This is a genomic window from Streptomyces sp. NPDC039430 (genome assembly GCF_055639435.1).
This window is the reverse complement of sequence record NZ_JBVKAK010000006.1, coordinates 17905-32711: the sequence shown is the minus strand read 5'-3', so window position 1 is coordinate 32711 and position 14807 is coordinate 17905. Positions and strand designations below refer to the sequence as shown.

Below are 14807 nucleotides of genomic sequence, written 5' to 3'. Positions count from 1 at the left end.
GGGCCAGGGGAGGGGGTAGGCGCAGAGCGGGGCCGGGCCGGGTCACATGGCGATCAGCCGACGGGAGATCGCCGTGTCCAGCGCCAGTCGGTCCCCGCCGGCCAGCAGGCCGATGTGCTCCACCAGCGGAGCCGCGTCGAGCGGCAGTCTCACGCCGTCCGAGCGCAGCCAGGCCAGCCAGCGCGCGATCCGCGCGGCGGTGGGGTAGTCCCGGCGCAGTACGGCACGGGTCGCCCCGCGCGCGAGAGCCAGCGGTGATCTGCGGGCGGCGTCATGCACAGGACCGTCCAGACCCGGCAGCGCCAGTGTGGCCAACTGCCCCATCCTGACGGACCATTCGGCCCATCCCGCCGCGTCGTCGGCCGGCGCGTCGTCCGCCGGGTGCGCGGGCCGCGGCGCGGTCAGCCGCATGCCGTCACCGCCCGTGAGCACGGTCAGCAGGGTGACGGTGCCCCAGTCGCGCCAGGCCATCAGCCAGGGGCCCTCGGGTCCGGCGGGCGGCGGGAGCGCCACGTCCCGTGCGGGCGGCAGCGCCGAGAACGCCAGGGCGATGGCCTGGGCGTCCTCGTGGTGGAGCGGGGCACCCGCCAGCACGACCGGCGCGAAGGTATCGGCGCCGAGGAGCCGGATGGCGGCCAGCGCGGCCCCGGGGTCCTGGGCGCTCTCGACGTGTGCGGCGACCATGGCCGTGCCCTCGGTGCCCCGCAGGGCGCCGAGGGCACGTCGTGCCAGGCCGGCCGCCGATTCCTGATAAGCGGTCCGCGACCGGTCGGGGTTCACAGGTCCTTCGGCTCCTTCGGCTCCTTCGGGGAAAGGAGAGCCAGCAGGAGCAGCAGGCCCCCCGCTTCAGGTGCGTAGATGGGAGCGTCGCTGAAGGGTGCCTCGGGTTCTGCCATCGCCATAGTCAACGCGTGGTGGTCCAGAGCGAATTCGCTCGGCCGGACAGTCTGAGAAAGCATCGATGGGCTCCTCATGTAGATGCCTGATGCCCTGTCTGGGCAATGCACCGCCCACGCTAAGTGACACGCGACAAACCGGCCAATTGGGATGATGAACGGTCATCTGGCGCCCAGGAGTCAGACATGGAACGGAACGGTGGTCACCACGATCTTCGGGAGGGACCGGAGCGCGCGCCGCAGCCGTCCCGCCAGCGGGCTGTGGAGCAGACGGTGCCACCAGTGCCGTTCGACGATCTCCGGAAGGATCACCGTGATGGTCAGATCGGGGCGCTGGTGGTGCAGGGATTCGAGATAGCTGATGAGCGGCGCCACCGTAGCCCGATAGGGGGAGAGGACGATCCGCAGCGGAAGATGGTCGCCCCACAGCTGCCAGGCCTCGCGGAACCGCTCGGCGTCCTCGTCGCTGGGGCTGACATGCAGCACCAGGAGGGGCTGCTGAAGGGAAGCGGCGTACGCCAGCGCGCGCATGCTCGCCTGGTGCAGCGTGTCGACCGGGACGACCGAGAGATGGCGGATCTCCTCCGGTGTCTCCTCGGTCTCCGGGTACGCCGTCCTGGCCGACGGGGTCCCGGCGCCGGCCGGCGGCTCCGCGCACGGCTGCGGTGTGATCGTACGGCTGGGGACCTCGATCGTCTGGGGATGCAGCCGCAGCGCCTCCCCGACCTGGTCGTAATGACGCCGGATCCGCGTCGTCACCAGCAGGAACAGGGCGACGGTGAGGATCGCGAGCCACGCTCCCTCGGTGAACTTGGTGATTCCGGCGGTGATGAAGACCACCGCCGAGAGCAGCGCGCCGGTGGCGTTGAAGCAGAGGCTCTTACGCCAGTGCCGGTCGCGCCCGCGCCACCAGCGCATCACCATCCCGCTCTGCGACAGGGTGAAGGCGAGGAACACCCCGACGGCGTACAGCGGGATCAGCAGGGCCGTCTTCCCCTCGAACGCGACGTAGACGCACACCGCCGCCACGGAGAGCAGGATGATCCCGTTGCTGAAGGCCAGCCGGTCGCCGAGACGCAGAAAGATCCGTGGTGCGTGGTTGTCGCGCGCCAGCAGGTACAGCACCCGGGGGAAGTCGTTGTACGCCGTGTTCGCCGCCAGCAGGAGCACCAGCGCGGTCGCCGCCTGCGTGAAGACGTACATGGCGCCCGAACCGAAGCTGCGATGGGCCAGTTGGGACAGCACCGTCTCCCGCGACTCCGGGATCACACCCTCCAGATAGACCATCGCCATCGTGCCGGCGAACAGCGCGATGAGCAGCCCGATCATCCAGGACAGAGTGGTGCGCGCGTTGCGCCAGGAGACCGGTTTGAAGGCGGGCACCGCGTTCGAGATCGCCTCGATGCCGGTCATCGCCGTCGCCCCCGAGGCGAAGGAGCGCATCACCAGCAGCAGGCCCACGCCCTCGACCGCGTGCAGCGGCGGCGTCGGCACGGGTTCGAAGTCCCGGCCGGCCGCGTTGTACACACCGACGGCTACCAGCGCGGCGATGGCGATGATGAAGGCGTAGGTGGGCGCGGCGAACAGCGCCCCGGCCTGCCGGACACCCCGTAGATTCCCCGCCAGCAGCACGGCGATGACCAGCACACCGATCAGCACGGCGTCATCGGCCAGTCCGGGGACCGCGGAGGTGACCGCCGCCATCCCCGAGGAGACCGAGACGGCGACGGTCAGCACGTAGTCCGTCATCAGACCGGCCGCCGCCACCAGCCCCGCCACTCGCCCCAGGTTGTCCGTGGCGACGATGTACGAGCCGCCCCCGTGCGGATACGCCCGGATCGTCTGACGGTACGACAGCCCGACGGCCAGCATCAGGAAGACGATCGCGAGAGCCACCGGCCACGAGTACGCGAGCCCCGCGGTACCCGCGAGCACGAGGACCGCCAGCAGCGCCTCGGGGCCGTACGCCACCGACGACAGCGCGTCGGCGGAGAGCACCGGCAGCGCGATCAGCTTGCGCATCCGCTCCCGCGCGATGGCCGTGCTCTTCAGCGGCGCCCCCAGCGTCACCCGCCGGACGAAGCCGCCGAACCTGCCGAGCGGCGTGACGACCTCGCCGTCCGTGGCCTCGGACGGCGGCGCGCTGAGCACGGGCACCTGTACGAAACGGCCGAAGCGGGCCGGGACGATCTGCGCCGGCTCCGGATAGCTGCCGGTATCGGGGTCCACGGGCAGCGCACGACGCCACTCCTCGGGGGTGGCGGACACCCGCTCCCACTCCCGCCCGACCAGCCGCAGCATCGTGGCCTGCTCGGCGTCGAGTTCCGGCACGGAGAGCGGCGCGGGCGAGGTGTCGCCCTGGTCCTTGCCCCCGCCGTCGCGGCCTTCGTCTCCCTGGGGTCCCTGGGTATCCGTCACACCCGCGAGTCTCTTCGGCGGACCGTGCCACCGGCCCCACCCGCGCCGGACGACACACGGCCGGGGACGGCGACAACCCGTTCGGACGTACGGCCCGGCGCGGCCACGGCACGCTGCCGACGTGCTTCCCAGGTGTGTGAGGGGTGCCGAACGGGCCGGAGCGTCTTCGCCGGCCGCCCGGCGGGGACGCCCCGGCCCTGGTGGGTCCCGCACCCGTGCTGTCTCCCGTCAGCGGATCCGGGACCGGTACGAGGAGGCCGTCCGGCTACTGAGCGGTCTTCGGCAGTCCCTCGGGGTTGAGTTCGGAGGACGACACGGCCTCGTTCGCCAGCCCCCACCGCTCCAGCACCTGCTGGTACGTGCCGTTCTTGATGACGGTGTCGATCGCCTGCTGGAACGCCTTGACGAGACCGTTGTCCTTCTTGGTGGTGGCCGCGATCTTGCCCTGGACCTCGTCCCCGGCACCCGAGAACGCTCCGATGATCTCGGTCTCGCCGGTGGAGGCGGAGTGGTACGCGGCCACCGGGTTGGGGCCGAGGTACGCGTCGAGACGGCCGGAGCCGAGCGCCAGATAGTAGTCGCTCGAATTCTGGTAGATCTTGATCTCGGTGGGCTTCAGGCCCTTCTCCACATTGGTCTTGCTCCAGTCGACCAGCAGCTTCTCCTGGTTGGTGCCCGAGGCCACCCCGATCGTCCTGCCCGCCACGTCCGCCGGCCCCTTCACCCGCCAGTCGGTGCCCTTCTTGGCCTCGAACGCGATGTTGTCCAGCCGGTAGGTCGCGAAGTCGTACTTCTCCTTGCGCTCCTCGGTGACCGTGATGTTGCTGAGGCCGAGGTCGTACTTGCCGCTGTCGAGACCGACGAAGATGTTCGCCCAGTCGACGGTGTTGTAGTGCGGCTTCAGGCCGAGGACGTTCGCGATCAGCGAGGCGAGGTCCGGCTCCACCCCGATCACGGTCTTGTCGTCGGTGGCGTAGAAGTCGAGCGGAGGCACGGAACCGGCCGAGTTGACGACCTCAAGGGTGCCGCGCTCCCGGATCTCCGCCGGGACGAGGGCCGCTATGGAATCCACCTTGGGGGTGGTGATCCGCTTCTGGTCGGGGCCCAGATTGATCTGGACCCCCTTCTTGTCGCCGGTCTCGGGCGCCACCTTGTCGGTGCTGCCGTCGGCGGAGTTGCCGCAGGCGGCGAGCGAGAACGTGGTGACGAGGCCGAGCAGGGCGGCGGTGATACGGAGAGGACGACGACGGGGCGGCACGGAGGACTCCTCGGCAGGGTGGCGAAACGGAAGGACGGACGGAGGAAGGTGCGGACGGACGGACAGGGGCCCGAGCGGACGGACGTCACAGGACCTTGGACAGGAACGCCTTGGTGCGCGCGTGCCGCGGGCGGTCGAGCACATCCGCCGGCGGCCCCTGCTCGACGATCACACCGTCGTCCATGAAGACGACGGTGTCGGCGACTTCGCGGGCGAAGCCGATCTCATGGGTGACGACGATCATGGTGGTGCCGCTGCGGGCCAGGTCCTTGATGACATCGAGGACCTCACCCACCAGCTCGGGGTCGAGCGCGGAGGTCGGCTCGTCGAAGAGCAGCACCTTCGGTTCCAGCGCGAGGGCGCGGGCGATGGCCACGCGCTGCTGCTGGCCGCCGGAGAGCTGACGCGGATAGGCGTCGGCCTTGTCCGCGAGGCCCACCCGCTCCAGCAGCCGCTCGGCCTGCTCCACGGCGGCTTTGCGGGGCCGGCGCAGCGCCGAGATCGGCGCCTCGATGATGTTCTCGACCACCGTGAGATGCGGGAACAGGTTGAAGTTCTGGAAGACGAAACCGATGTGCAGACGCTGCCTCAGCACCTCCCGTTCCTTGAGTTCGTGCAGCTTGGAGCCCGCACGGCGGTAGCCGATCAGCTCGCCGTCGATACTGATGTATCCCCGGTTGAGCTTTTCGAGGTGGTTGATGCTGCGCAGCAGCGTCGACTTCCCCGAGCCCGACGGGCCCAGTACGACGGTGACCTCGCCGGCGCGGACCTGGAGGTCGACCCCGCGCAGCACTTCGAGCGTGCCGAAGTTCTTGTGGACACCGCGTACCTCGACCATCAGACCGCTATCGGCGGTCGGACCGGCGGTCGGACCGGCGGGGGTGACGGTGGCGGCGGCGCCGGTGACCGATTCGGAGTCGGTGCTCATTTCTGGATACCTCCGGTGGCGGCAGCGGCCCGCATCCTGCGGGTGAAGGCCCGGGCCCGCTGGAGCGGTGTGGGCGGGGGCGTACGCTCGGCGCCGCGCGCGAAGTGCCGCTCCACGTAGTACTGGGCGATGGTCAGCAGCGTGGTCAGCAGGATGTACCAGGCGGTCGCGACCATCAGCAGCGGTACGACCCGCCCGTTGCGGCCGTAGATCACCTGCACCTGGTAGAACAGCTCCCCGATCGCCATCACCGAGACGATCGAGGTCCCCTTGAAGAGGGAGATCACCTCGTTGGCGGCGTTGGGCAGGATGCCGCGCATCGCCTGGGGCAGCAGGACGCGCCGCAGCTGCCGCAGCCGGGGGATGCCCAGGGCGGCCGCCGCCTCCAGCTGCCCGGCGTCGACCGAGATGATTCCGCCGCGGACGATCTCCGCGGCGTAGGCGGCCTGGTGCAGCGCGAGCCCGATGACAGCGGCCGACAGCGCGCTCACCAGGTTGAGCGTGTCGAAACTCCACAGGACGGGGCCGAAGGGGATCCCGACCCCCAACTCCTTGTAGAGATAGGCGAGATTGAACCAGAACAGCAGCTGCACGATGAGCGGGATCGAGCGGAAGGCCCAGATGTACGTCCATGCCACCGTCTGCAGGATGACGCTCCTGCTCAGCCGCATGAAGGCGAGGACGACACCGAGCGCGAAGCCGAGCGCCGTGCCGTACACGGTGAGCTGGAGCGTCACCCAGACTGCGTTCAGCACGGTGTCGGCGGACAGGTACAGGAAGAAGGTGTCCCAGTCCCAGCCCGGGTTGGTGATCAGACCATGGCTGAACTGGGCGACCACGACGAGCGCGGCCACGCCCGCCACCCAGCGCCAGTAGTGGCGCGCGGGCACGACCTTCAGCGCGGCGAGATCATCCCGGTCCGGGACCGGTCTCCGCGGTGGTACGACGTGTCCGGGCGGTGGCGCGGCTTTCGCGGCGCCGGTTGCGGTGTCCATCGGTGGCTCCTGCCGGCTACTTCTTCTCGGGCGGACTGATCTGCGACTCCTCGATCGCGGAGTCCTCCGTTCCCCACTTGTCGAGGATCCGGCGGTAGGTGCCGTCGTCGATCAGCTGGTTGACGGCCCCCTGGAACGCTGTGAGGAGCGGGGAGCCCTTGGCGAAGGCGAAGCCGACATCGAGCCGGTGGAACTCGCCGAGGAACCTCACCCCGGCGGCCGGCTGGGACGCCTGGTAGCGCAGGCCGTTGATCGTCGACATGACCACATCGACCCGGCTCTGCTGGAGGCTGGTGAGCAGCGCGCCGTTCTCGGAGTACACACTGACCTGGTACGGCTTCTTGCCCGCGTCGGCGCAGACGCCCTTCTGGGAGTTGAGGGTGGCCTCGAAGGTGGTGCCCGCCCCCACTCCGACGGTCTTGCCGCACAACTGGTCGAGCCGGGTCACCGCATCGAGGCTCTTGTCGTCCGCGCGCACGGCGAAGCCCTGGCCGTCGTTGATGTAGGTGACGAAGTCGATGGTCTTGCGGCGCACGTCGGTGACCCCGAAGTTGCCGGTGCCGACGTCGTACTTGCCACTGCCGAGCGCGGGCAGGATCGCCTCGAAACTCGCCTCCTCGCGGCCCAGTCGCAGCCCGAGGACCTTGCCGACCGCGTCGGCGATGTCGATGTCCAGTCCGGCCGGGCGGCCGGCCGAGGCGTCGGGATAGTAGGCGCTGGGCGGCGCTCCCACGGAAGAGGCGATCCGTACGGTCCCCCGCTTCCTGACATCTTCGGGGAGCAGGGCCGCCAGCGACGTGTTCTTCTTCAGCGAGGCGGTGACATCGTCGGCCGGCGCCGGTGAGGCGGCGCCCGCCGCTCCCTTCCCGGCGGCCACGTCCGAGCCGCAGCCCGCGAGCACCGGCAGCAGCAGGGCGGCCGCCAGCGCGGCGGCCACCTGGTGGCGCGCGGGCCGCGCACGGCCCGGAATCAGGATGCGCACGGGGTCACACCTCTCTTTCGGCGGAATCGGGAGAGCCGGCGGGCAGGCCGGCGAGGTACTTCTCGAAGGGAAGCGGACCGATGGTCTCCGGATCGGCCGCGGTGTCGAACAGCGGTGTGTAACCGGCCGCCAGATACAGCCCCCTGGCCTCCGGCTGGCGCGGCCCGGTGGTGAGATAGACGCGGCCGTAGCCCCGTACGCGGGCGACACGCTCCAGCTCCGCGACGACCCGCTTCGCCAGCCCGCGCCGCCGGTGCGCGGAGTGCGTCCAGATCCGCTTCAGCTCGGCCGTGGTGTTGTCGTAGCGGCGGAACGCCCCGCCGGAGATGGGCTCGCCGTGCTCCAGCAACAGCAGCAGGATCCCGTGCGGCGGGTCGAACTCCTCGGCGGGATAACGGGCCAGCTCGCCGTGCGCGTCCTTGCCGTAGCGGGTGGAGTACTCGTGTCCCAGCTCGCGCAGCATCGGCTGGGTCAGCGGATCGGACACGGAGGCCGACAGCCAGGTCAGACCGCCGGGTTCGGCGACGGAGGTCATCAGCCTGCCTCGACCAGGGTCTCCGGACCACGGGCCGCGCCTGCCGCGTCGCGCTTGGCGACCTCTTCGCGGACCAGCGGGATGACATGGCGGCCGAAGTCGATGGCGTCGCCGAGCAGGTCGTAACCGCGCGCGGAGATGATGTCGACACCGAGGTCGTAGTAGTCGAGCAGCGCCCGCGCGACCGTCTCCGGCGTACCGACCAGGGCGTTGGAGTTGCCCGCGCCCCCGGTGGCCGCGGCGGTGGGAGTCCACAGCGCACGGTCGTAGCGCTCACCGGACCGCGCGATCGAGAGCAGCCGCTGCGAGCCGGTGTTCTCCGGATCGCCCCGCCGGTGATGGCGTACCACGGCAGGCCCGCCGTTCTCCTTGTGGGCCTTGATCGCGTCCACCGTACGGTGCGCCTTCTCCCAGGCGAGCTCCTCCGTCGGGGCGATGATCGGCCGGAAGGCCACCTGGATACGGGGCGGGGTGGTACGGCCCGCCGCGCGCGCGGCGGCCTTCACCGCCTCGATCTGCTCGGCGGTCTTCGCCAGCGGCTCGCCCCAGAGCGCGTAGATGTCCGCCTCGGCGCCGCCGGCCGCGTACGCGGCGGCCGAGGAACCGCCGAACGAGACATCGGGCCTGGGCCGCTGGACGGGGAAGACATCGCTGACGAAATCGTGGAAGCGGTAGTGCTCGCCCTCGTGGTCGAAGGACTCGTGGGTGGTCCAGATCCGCTTGACGATCTCGATGTACTCACGGGTTCGGGTGTAGCGCTCGTCCTTCGTGAGGGTGTCCCCCTCGCGCCCCTGCTCGTGATCGTTGCCACCGGTGATGAAATGCACCGTCAGCCGGCCCTCGCTGATCTGGTCGAGCGTGGCGAACGTCTTGGCGGCGAAGGTGGGATACGAGACGTTCGGCCGGTGCGCGAGCAGGATCTGCAGCGTGTCCAGCCGGGAAGCGATGTACGCGGCGGCGGGAGCGGGGTCGGGCGAGCCGGAACCGTACGCGAACAGCACCCGGTCCCAGCCGTGGTCCTCATGGGCGCGGGCCAGCTTGAGTGTGTATTCCTTGTCGAGCGCTGCGCCGGATCGGGGACGTGTCTCCGACCCGTCGTGGGTGGCGGCTATGCCGAGGAACTCCACGGGCATGACGGACCTTTCGTGCGGGAGAGGGGCGTGCGTCGGCGGGACGGCATGCCGAGGAAGCCCCCGGGGCCGTGGACACGGCGGACCGGGGAAGCGGGGGACACGGGAGACCGCCGGCCGTACGGGACAGCCGGACAGGACGGTGCGAGAGCGCGATGACGTGAGTGAAACGAAGGCGCGATGACGGGGGAGACGTGGAGCGCTTCAGAAAGAGAACGGCAGCGAACGCCCGGTGAAACAAGGGAAATCGGCCCGCGACGGGTTCACCGAAGGGACGGGGTCACCGAGGGAGGGAGGGGCCGGTCAGGCGGCCCGCTGCCGGGTCAGGCGCAACAAGAAGCGGACCACACTCGACCGAAGTCTATGTGGCCGCGGATGACCAACGGCAGCTGCTTCTGCATGGAGCCAATTGAGCACGGGACGTTCATCGAAGTCAACAGCCTCTCGCACTGTGGGCAGTGCGGACGGTCCCGCCCACTTGACAGCCGTCCGGCGTGCGCCCGTACGATCGAGGGGTGTGCGGCGCCGGCTCCTGTGTGAACACCGGTCCGCACCGGCCGTGTTGAGGGACGCGGTACGCGTGATGACACCTGCCGCCCGGTCCACGCCGCCGACCGTCTCTCCCGCCGGAGCACCCTCATGTCCGTATCGCCCCCGCTCGATGGACCGCGCGCCTCCGCCGCGGCCTCCCGGAAGACAACACACCCCGCCGGCCCCGCGGACACCGTCCCGCCGGGGACTCCGGGCGCCTCCGTGTCCTCCCCGCCAGGACCCGACGAGATCTCCCGTATCGTCCCCCGGCGCCACCCGGGCCGGTGGCTGTCGGCCGCGGTGGCGCTCCTCGGCCTCGCGATGGTCGTCAATTCCGTCGTCCGCAACGAGAGATTCCAGTGGAGTGTGGTGAGCCAGTACTTCACCACCCCCGCGGTACTCGACGGCCTGCTGCTCACCCTCTGGCTGACCGCCGCCGTGATGGTGCTGGGCTTCCTCATCGGTACGGTCCTCGCCGTCATGCGGCTCTCCGTCAACCCCGTTCTGCGAACCATCAGTTGGGGGTATGTGTGGATCTTCCGTTCGACTCCGATGCTGGTGCAGCTGCTGTTCTGGTTCAACATCGGAGCGCTCTATCCGACCTTGGGCATCGGGATCCCCTTCGGCCCGGAATTCCTCACCTTCAAGACGGTGAACCTCTTCGGCGCGGGTCTCACGGCGTTGATCGGCCTCACCCTGCACGAGGCGGCCTACGCGGCGGAAGTGGTGCGCGGCGGCATCCTCTCCGTCGACGCCGGCCAGACGGAGGCGGCCGCCGCGCTCGGTCTGAGCCGCCGGCGGGTGCTGCGCCGGATCGTCGTGCCGCAGGCGATGCGCTCGATCGTCCCCACGGCGGGCAACATGCTCATCGGCACGCTCAAGGGGACCAGCATCGTCAGTGTGCTCGCCGTGCAGGACCTGCTGTTCTCGGTGCAGCTGATCTACAACCGTACGTACCAGATCATCCCGCTGCTGATGGTGGCGACCATCTGGTACATCGCCGTCACGAGCGTCCTGTCCGTGGGCCAGTTCTATGTCGAGCGCCACTACGCCCGTGGCGCGGCCCGCGAGCTGCCTCCCACGCCTCTCCAGCGCCTGCGCCGGCAGACGACGGCCCTGGGGGCACGACTCCGTACCGCGAGCGCCTCCGACGCGAAAGCGCTCTGAGACCGCGGGAACGACGGGCCGGCGGGCTGCCGGGTCCCGGATCGCCCTCGCCGTGCCTCCGTGCTCCCGATGGACGAGAATTTATAAGACTCATCTTATGAGACACGGTACGAGGAAGGGCGTGAGTCACATGCGAGTGGCATTTCTGGTAGCCCCCGAGGGCGTGGAACAGGTGGAGCTGACCGAGCCGTGGAAGGCGGTGAAGGACGCCGGCGGCGAACCCGCGCTGATCTCCACGGAACCGGGACAGGTACAGGGGTTCAACCATCTCGACCGGGCAGACACCTTCCCCGTCGACCGTACGGTGTCCGCGAGCACGGCCGGTGACTATGACGCGCTGGTGCTGCCCGGCGGCGTCGCCAACCCCGACGCCCTGCGGCTGGACGCCGGAGCGGTGGCGTTCGTGAAGGACTTCTTCGAGGCGGGCAAACCCGTCGCGGCGATCTGTCACGCTCCGTGGACGCTGATCGAGGCCGATGTGGTGCGCGGCAGGACCCTGACCTCGTGGCCCAGTCTGCGCACCGACCTGCGCAACGCGGGCGCCACCTGGGTCGACGAGCAGGTCAATGTCTGCACCTCGGCACCCAGCACACTGATCACCAGCCGGAAGCCCCAGGATCTCAACGCCTTCTGCTCGGCGTTCCTCAAGGAATTCGACAGCTGAACGGACGGCAGGACGCCGGACGGCCGCAGCGGTCCGTCAGGCGCGCACGGCGAGTGTGAAGGAGTGCCCGGCCGGATCCGAGTAGACGCGCACATCGCGCGGGCCACTGTTGTGTTTGGTGTCCAGGGGCCTCGCCCCGAGGCTGATCGCCTCGCGCTCCGCCTCGTCCATCTCGTCCTGCGACACCAGGATCCGCAGATGCGCCTGCTGTGAACTCTCCGGCCGCGGCCAGCTCGCGGGCGCGTGGCCGTGGTCCCTCCGGATCGCCAGCCGCACCCCGTGGTGGCCGACGATCTCCACGAAGTCCGGATCGGCGCCGACACGGGTCTCCGCGCCGAGGAACTCCGAGTAGAACAGGGCCAGCTCCGCCGGTTCGGCACAGTCCAGGACGAGAACGCTGCTCTTGGTGACGGTCATGTGAGTGCGTCTACCCGCTCTCCCCGGCGGCACGCGGCGGGCCTACGGCGGTACGGAGCACGTCCTGTTGACCGCTTCAGCTCGCACACCGCGGGTACCAGGGGGAGTCTGGAGACGGATCGGTTCGGGAGCGACGACGGAGAGGAAAGATCCACGTGAACAGTGCGGACCAGCCCGAGGCGGACGTTGTCGTGGCGCTCACTGGTGACGAGAAGGAAGACGCGCGGGTGGTGTTCGGGGCGCTCCGTACGGCCTTCGCCTGCGACCGCGCGGCGGATGATGTGCCGCAGGCGGCGGCCGTGGGCCGCCCGACCGTATGGATCGCGACGTTCAATGTGTCCGAGGTGCGCGCGGAACCCCGCCCGGCGAGGCTGAGGGCGCCGGTGGCGGTCACCCTCCAGGGCGGCTACACGGCGGTGGACAGCCTCCGGAAGAGCCTGGCCTCCGCTTTCACCGTCCGCATGGTCGGCACGGCCTCCGGCGACCAGGAGGAGGAAGTCCAGCTACGCCTGGAGAACCGCGAGAACCGCTGAGCGGTATCCGGGGCTCGCCGAGCCCTGGCGCGGGGGTCCCGTTCTTGAGGGGTTTTCCCCGTTCCGGCGACGTTCAGGCGAGGCTCACTCGCCCCGCTCGCTGCCACCGCTCACTCCCACTCGTCCGGCTCGGCGACGAGATGCACCGCCGCCTCCTCCGCCGAGGCCGCGGCGCCGTCGATCCCGACATCGCGGGCGATCATGTCCTTCTCGGCGTCCTCGTGGGCGCCCTCGTCGGGAGCCACCAGCCGGCCCGAGCGTCCGTCGCCCACCTCGTCGTCCAGCCGCTCACCCTCGCCGTACGGCAGGTCCCCGATGCCGTCGCCGACGATGGCGCCCTGGTCGGGAATCTCCTCCGCGAGCCGCTGGTCGAGCGTTTCCCCCGCCCGCTGCTCGGCGGCCGTCGTACCGACGTGTTCGACACCGAGCGGGCGTTCCGGAGGCGACCAGCCCTCGTCGAAGGGGTCCGAGCCCCGGTCGAGGAGCGTGTCCTCGTCGTCGAGGATGCCCTCGTCCTCGCCGATGTCGGCGCCGTCGGGCTGGTAGACCTCGTCGCCCATCGACGCGCCGTTGTCGGACTCGCCGTTGTCGCCGCTCACGTGACTCTCCTCGCCTCCGTGCGCCCTGCCGTCGTAGACGAGAGCTTTCATGGCGCCTTTGCCTTCCCTTGCCTTCCCGCCTTCCGGTGTCCCGCACCTTCCGGCGTGCTCGGGCCGCTCGCCCTTCCCGCACCGGCAACGGCTCCGGCACAACAGCCGGTGAGACCGCCGGGAGCACGCGAGGGGCGGGGCAGTCGTGTCGTGACGTCCTGCCCGTGCGCGGCTCATCCGCTCCGTCCACCTTCCCACCAATCACTGCCGTGTCAAACGGCAGGTGAGGCCCCCTGCGACAGGGTGGGCGGGCCGTCCGCGCGCGATCCCCGTGTTTGTCACCGCTGTCGCCGGGCACGTGACCAAACGACCCGTACGACCCGAAATGCAACCCTCCGGAGTCGAACGTGAGCCGAGAACGCATAGTCATCGTCGGTGCCGGGTTCGCCGGCTACCAGGCGGCCCGCACCCTCTCCCACCGGGTCAGAGGGGCGGCCGAGATCGTGCTGCTGAACCCCACCGACTACTTCCTCTACCTGCCGCTGCTGCCCCAGGTGGCCGCGGGCATTCTGGAGCCACGCCGGGTGACGGTCTCCATCCCGGGCACCCTGCCACGGGTACGGCTGGTGCTCGGCGAGGCCGACCACATCGACCTGGAGGCGCGGAGTATCGGTTACACGGGACCGGAGGGCGACCGGGGCGAGCTGCGGTACGACCGGCTCGTCCTCGCCGTGGGCAGCGTCAACAAGCTGCTGCCGGTCCCGGGGGTGGCGGAGTACGCGCACGGCTTCCGTGGGCTGCCCGAGGCGCTCTATCTGCGTGACCACGTCACCCGCCAGATAGAACTGGCCGCCGTCACCGGCGACCGGGCGGAGGCCGCCGCGCGCGCCACCTTCGTCGTGGTCGGCGCCGGCTACACCGGCACCGAAGTGGCCGCCCAGGGCAAGCTGTTCACCGACGCGCTGGTCCGCAAACAGCCCGCGTGGCGCCGGACGGACAAACCCCGCTGGCTGCTCCTCGACATCGCCCCGCGCGTCCTGCCGGAGCTGGACCACAGGCTGTCGGACACCGCGGAGAGGGTGCTGCGCGAACGCGGCGTGGACGTACGGACCGGTACCTCCGTCAAGGAGGCGCGACCGACCGGGATCACGCTGGACAACGGTGAGTTCATCGAGACCCACACGCTGGTCTGGTGCGTGGGGGTACGGCCCGACCCGCTGGTCACCAGTCTCGGACTGCCCGTCGAACGCGGCCGGGTGCTGGTGGATCCCGAGCTCGGTGTGCCCGGCCATCCCGAGGTGTTCGCCTGCGGTGACGCCGCCGCCGTACCGGATCTCACCAGGCCGGGCCGGTTCACCCCGATGACCGCTCAGCACGCGGGCAGGCAGGGCAAGGTGGCGGGCCGCAATGTCGCCGCCTCCCTGGGATACGGGGAGCGACAGACCTACAAACACAACGACTTGGGGTTCGTCGTGGACCTCGGCGGAGTCAAAGCGGCGGCCAACCCGCTCGGGGTGCCGCTGTCGGGACCGCTCGCGGGGGCCGTCACGCGCGGCTACCACCTGGCGGCCATGCCGGGGAACCGGGTGCGGGTCGCCGCCGACTGGATGCTCGACGCGGTGCTGCCGCGACAGTCCGTCCAGCTCGGACTGGTCCGCTCGTGGACGGTGCCGCTCGAATCGTCCTCGCCCGAACTGGCGAGGGTTCCCGGCGCACCCCGTAAGGAGTGACATGAACAGCCAACGCACGAACAGTCAGCACCC

14 protein-coding genes are annotated in these 14807 nt (G+C 70.1%); 4 read left to right on the top strand and 10 right to left on the bottom strand.

From position 1 onward, the window contains the following. Positions 1–42: 42 nt before the first annotated feature. The 8 genes from ACZ7LS_RS16775 to ACZ7LS_RS16740 form a co-directional block, all read right to left on the bottom strand. The gene (locus ACZ7LS_RS16775) at positions 43–780 is read right to left on the bottom strand and encodes a hypothetical protein (protein ID WP_382665135.1); all 738 of its coding nucleotides are present in this window, start codon (positions 778–780) and stop codon (positions 43–45) included. Positions 781–1076: 296 nt separating this feature from the next. Beyond that, positions 1077–2918 carry an APC family permease gene (locus ACZ7LS_RS16770; protein WP_382516870.1) on the bottom strand — a complete coding sequence of 614 codons (1842 nt, stop codon included), beginning with the start codon at positions 2916–2918 and terminating at the stop codon, positions 1077–1079. Between the two features lie 661 nt (positions 2919–3579). Continuing rightward, positions 3580–4572, bottom strand: a complete 993-nt coding sequence (locus ACZ7LS_RS16765) for an ABC transporter substrate-binding protein (protein WP_382516258.1) — start codon at positions 4570–4572, stop codon at positions 3580–3582. Between the two features lie 85 nt (positions 4573–4657). Next, positions 4658–5410 carry an amino acid ABC transporter ATP-binding protein gene (locus ACZ7LS_RS16760; protein WP_382516873.1) on the bottom strand — a complete coding sequence of 251 codons (753 nt, stop codon included), beginning with the start codon at positions 5408–5410 and terminating at the stop codon, positions 4658–4660. An 86-nt stretch (positions 5411–5496) separates the two neighbouring features. Next, positions 5497–6495 carry an amino acid ABC transporter permease gene (locus ACZ7LS_RS16755; RefSeq protein WP_382516261.1) on the bottom strand — a complete coding sequence of 333 codons (999 nt, stop codon included), beginning with the start codon at positions 6493–6495 and terminating at the stop codon, positions 5497–5499. A gap of 16 nt (positions 6496–6511) precedes the next feature. Further along, on the bottom strand, positions 6512–7477 hold the full coding sequence (locus ACZ7LS_RS16750; protein WP_382969090.1) for an ABC transporter substrate-binding protein: 966 nt from the start codon (positions 7475–7477) through the stop codon (positions 6512–6514). A gap of 4 nt (positions 7478–7481) precedes the next feature. Next, complete coding sequence (locus ACZ7LS_RS16745) at positions 7482–8012, bottom strand: GNAT family N-acetyltransferase (protein ID WP_385133567.1); 531 nt, start codon at positions 8010–8012, stop codon at positions 7482–7484. Then, positions 8012–9145 carry an LLM class flavin-dependent oxidoreductase gene (locus tag ACZ7LS_RS16740; protein ID WP_385133570.1) on the bottom strand — a complete coding sequence of 378 codons (1134 nt, stop codon included), beginning with the start codon at positions 9143–9145 and terminating at the stop codon, positions 8012–8014. The genes ACZ7LS_RS16745 and ACZ7LS_RS16740 overlap by 1 nt, the downstream gene beginning before the upstream one ends. A 636-nt stretch (positions 9146–9781) precedes the next feature. On the opposite strand from ACZ7LS_RS16740, the gene ACZ7LS_RS16735 reads away from it, so the two are divergent. Continuing rightward, positions 9782–10840 carry an amino acid ABC transporter permease gene (locus ACZ7LS_RS16735; RefSeq protein ID WP_385133573.1) on the top strand — a complete coding sequence of 353 codons (1059 nt, stop codon included), beginning with the start codon at positions 9782–9784 and terminating at the stop codon, positions 10838–10840. Positions 10841–10970: 130 nt separating this feature from the next. After that, positions 10971–11504 (top strand): type 1 glutamine amidotransferase domain-containing protein, encoded by a 534-nt coding sequence (locus tag ACZ7LS_RS16730; protein WP_382516275.1) that lies wholly within the window; start codon positions 10971–10973, stop codon positions 11502–11504. Positions 11505–11540: 36 nt separating this feature from the next. Here the strand turns inward: ACZ7LS_RS16730 and ACZ7LS_RS16725 are convergent, their stop codons facing one another. Continuing rightward, positions 11541–11921 (bottom strand): VOC family protein, encoded by a 381-nt coding sequence (locus tag ACZ7LS_RS16725; protein ID WP_382516278.1) that lies wholly within the window; start codon positions 11919–11921, stop codon positions 11541–11543. Between the two features lie 155 nt (positions 11922–12076). Between ACZ7LS_RS16725 and ACZ7LS_RS16720 the strand changes: the two genes are divergently transcribed. Then, positions 12077–12454: a hypothetical protein gene (locus tag ACZ7LS_RS16720; RefSeq protein ID WP_382516280.1), complete on the top strand. Its 378-nt coding sequence runs from the start codon at positions 12077–12079 to the stop codon at positions 12452–12454. 110 nt (positions 12455–12564) lie between these two features. Here ACZ7LS_RS16720 and ACZ7LS_RS16715 read toward each other — a convergent pair whose 3' ends face one another. Then, positions 12565–13014 carry a DUF5709 domain-containing protein gene (locus ACZ7LS_RS16715; RefSeq protein WP_356508191.1) on the bottom strand — a complete coding sequence of 150 codons (450 nt, stop codon included), beginning with the start codon at positions 13012–13014 and terminating at the stop codon, positions 12565–12567. Positions 13015–13451: 437 nt separating this feature from the next. Between ACZ7LS_RS16715 and ACZ7LS_RS16710 the strand changes: the two genes are divergently transcribed. Further along, positions 13452–14774 carry an NAD(P)/FAD-dependent oxidoreductase gene (locus tag ACZ7LS_RS16710; RefSeq protein ID WP_382516283.1) on the top strand — a complete coding sequence of 441 codons (1323 nt, stop codon included), beginning with the start codon at positions 13452–13454 and terminating at the stop codon, positions 14772–14774. Positions 14775–14807: the final 33 nt, after the last annotated feature.

Bases quoted from the DNA above. Each gene is read 5' to 3' on its own strand.
- ACZ7LS_RS16770 (WP_382516870.1), bottom strand. From the start codon at position 2,918: ATGCGCAAGCTGATCGCGCTGCCGGTGCTCTCCGCCGACGCGCTGTCG.
- ACZ7LS_RS16725 (WP_382516278.1), bottom strand. From the start codon at position 11,921: ATGACCGTCACCAAGAGCAGCGTTCTCGTCCTGGACTGTGCCGAACCG.
- ACZ7LS_RS16745 (WP_385133567.1), bottom strand. From the start codon at position 8,012: ATGACCTCCGTCGCCGAACCCGGCGGTCTGACCTGGCTGTCGGCCTCC.
- ACZ7LS_RS16730 (WP_382516275.1), top strand. From the start codon at position 10,971: ATGCGAGTGGCATTTCTGGTAGCCCCCGAGGGCGTGGAACAGGTGGAG.
- ACZ7LS_RS16740 (WP_385133570.1), bottom strand. From the start codon at position 9,145: ATGCCCGTGGAGTTCCTCGGCATAGCCGCCACCCACGACGGGTCGGAG.
- ACZ7LS_RS16735 (WP_385133573.1), top strand. From the start codon at position 9,782: ATGTCCGTATCGCCCCCGCTCGATGGACCGCGCGCCTCCGCCGCGGCC.
- ACZ7LS_RS16755 (WP_382516261.1), bottom strand. From the start codon at position 6,495: ATGGACACCGCAACCGGCGCCGCGAAAGCCGCGCCACCGCCCGGACAC.
- ACZ7LS_RS16715 (WP_356508191.1), bottom strand. From the start codon at position 13,014: ATGGGCGACGAGGTCTACCAGCCCGACGGCGCCGACATCGGCGAGGAC.
- ACZ7LS_RS16760 (WP_382516873.1), bottom strand. From the start codon at position 5,410: ATGGTCGAGGTACGCGGTGTCCACAAGAACTTCGGCACGCTCGAAGTG.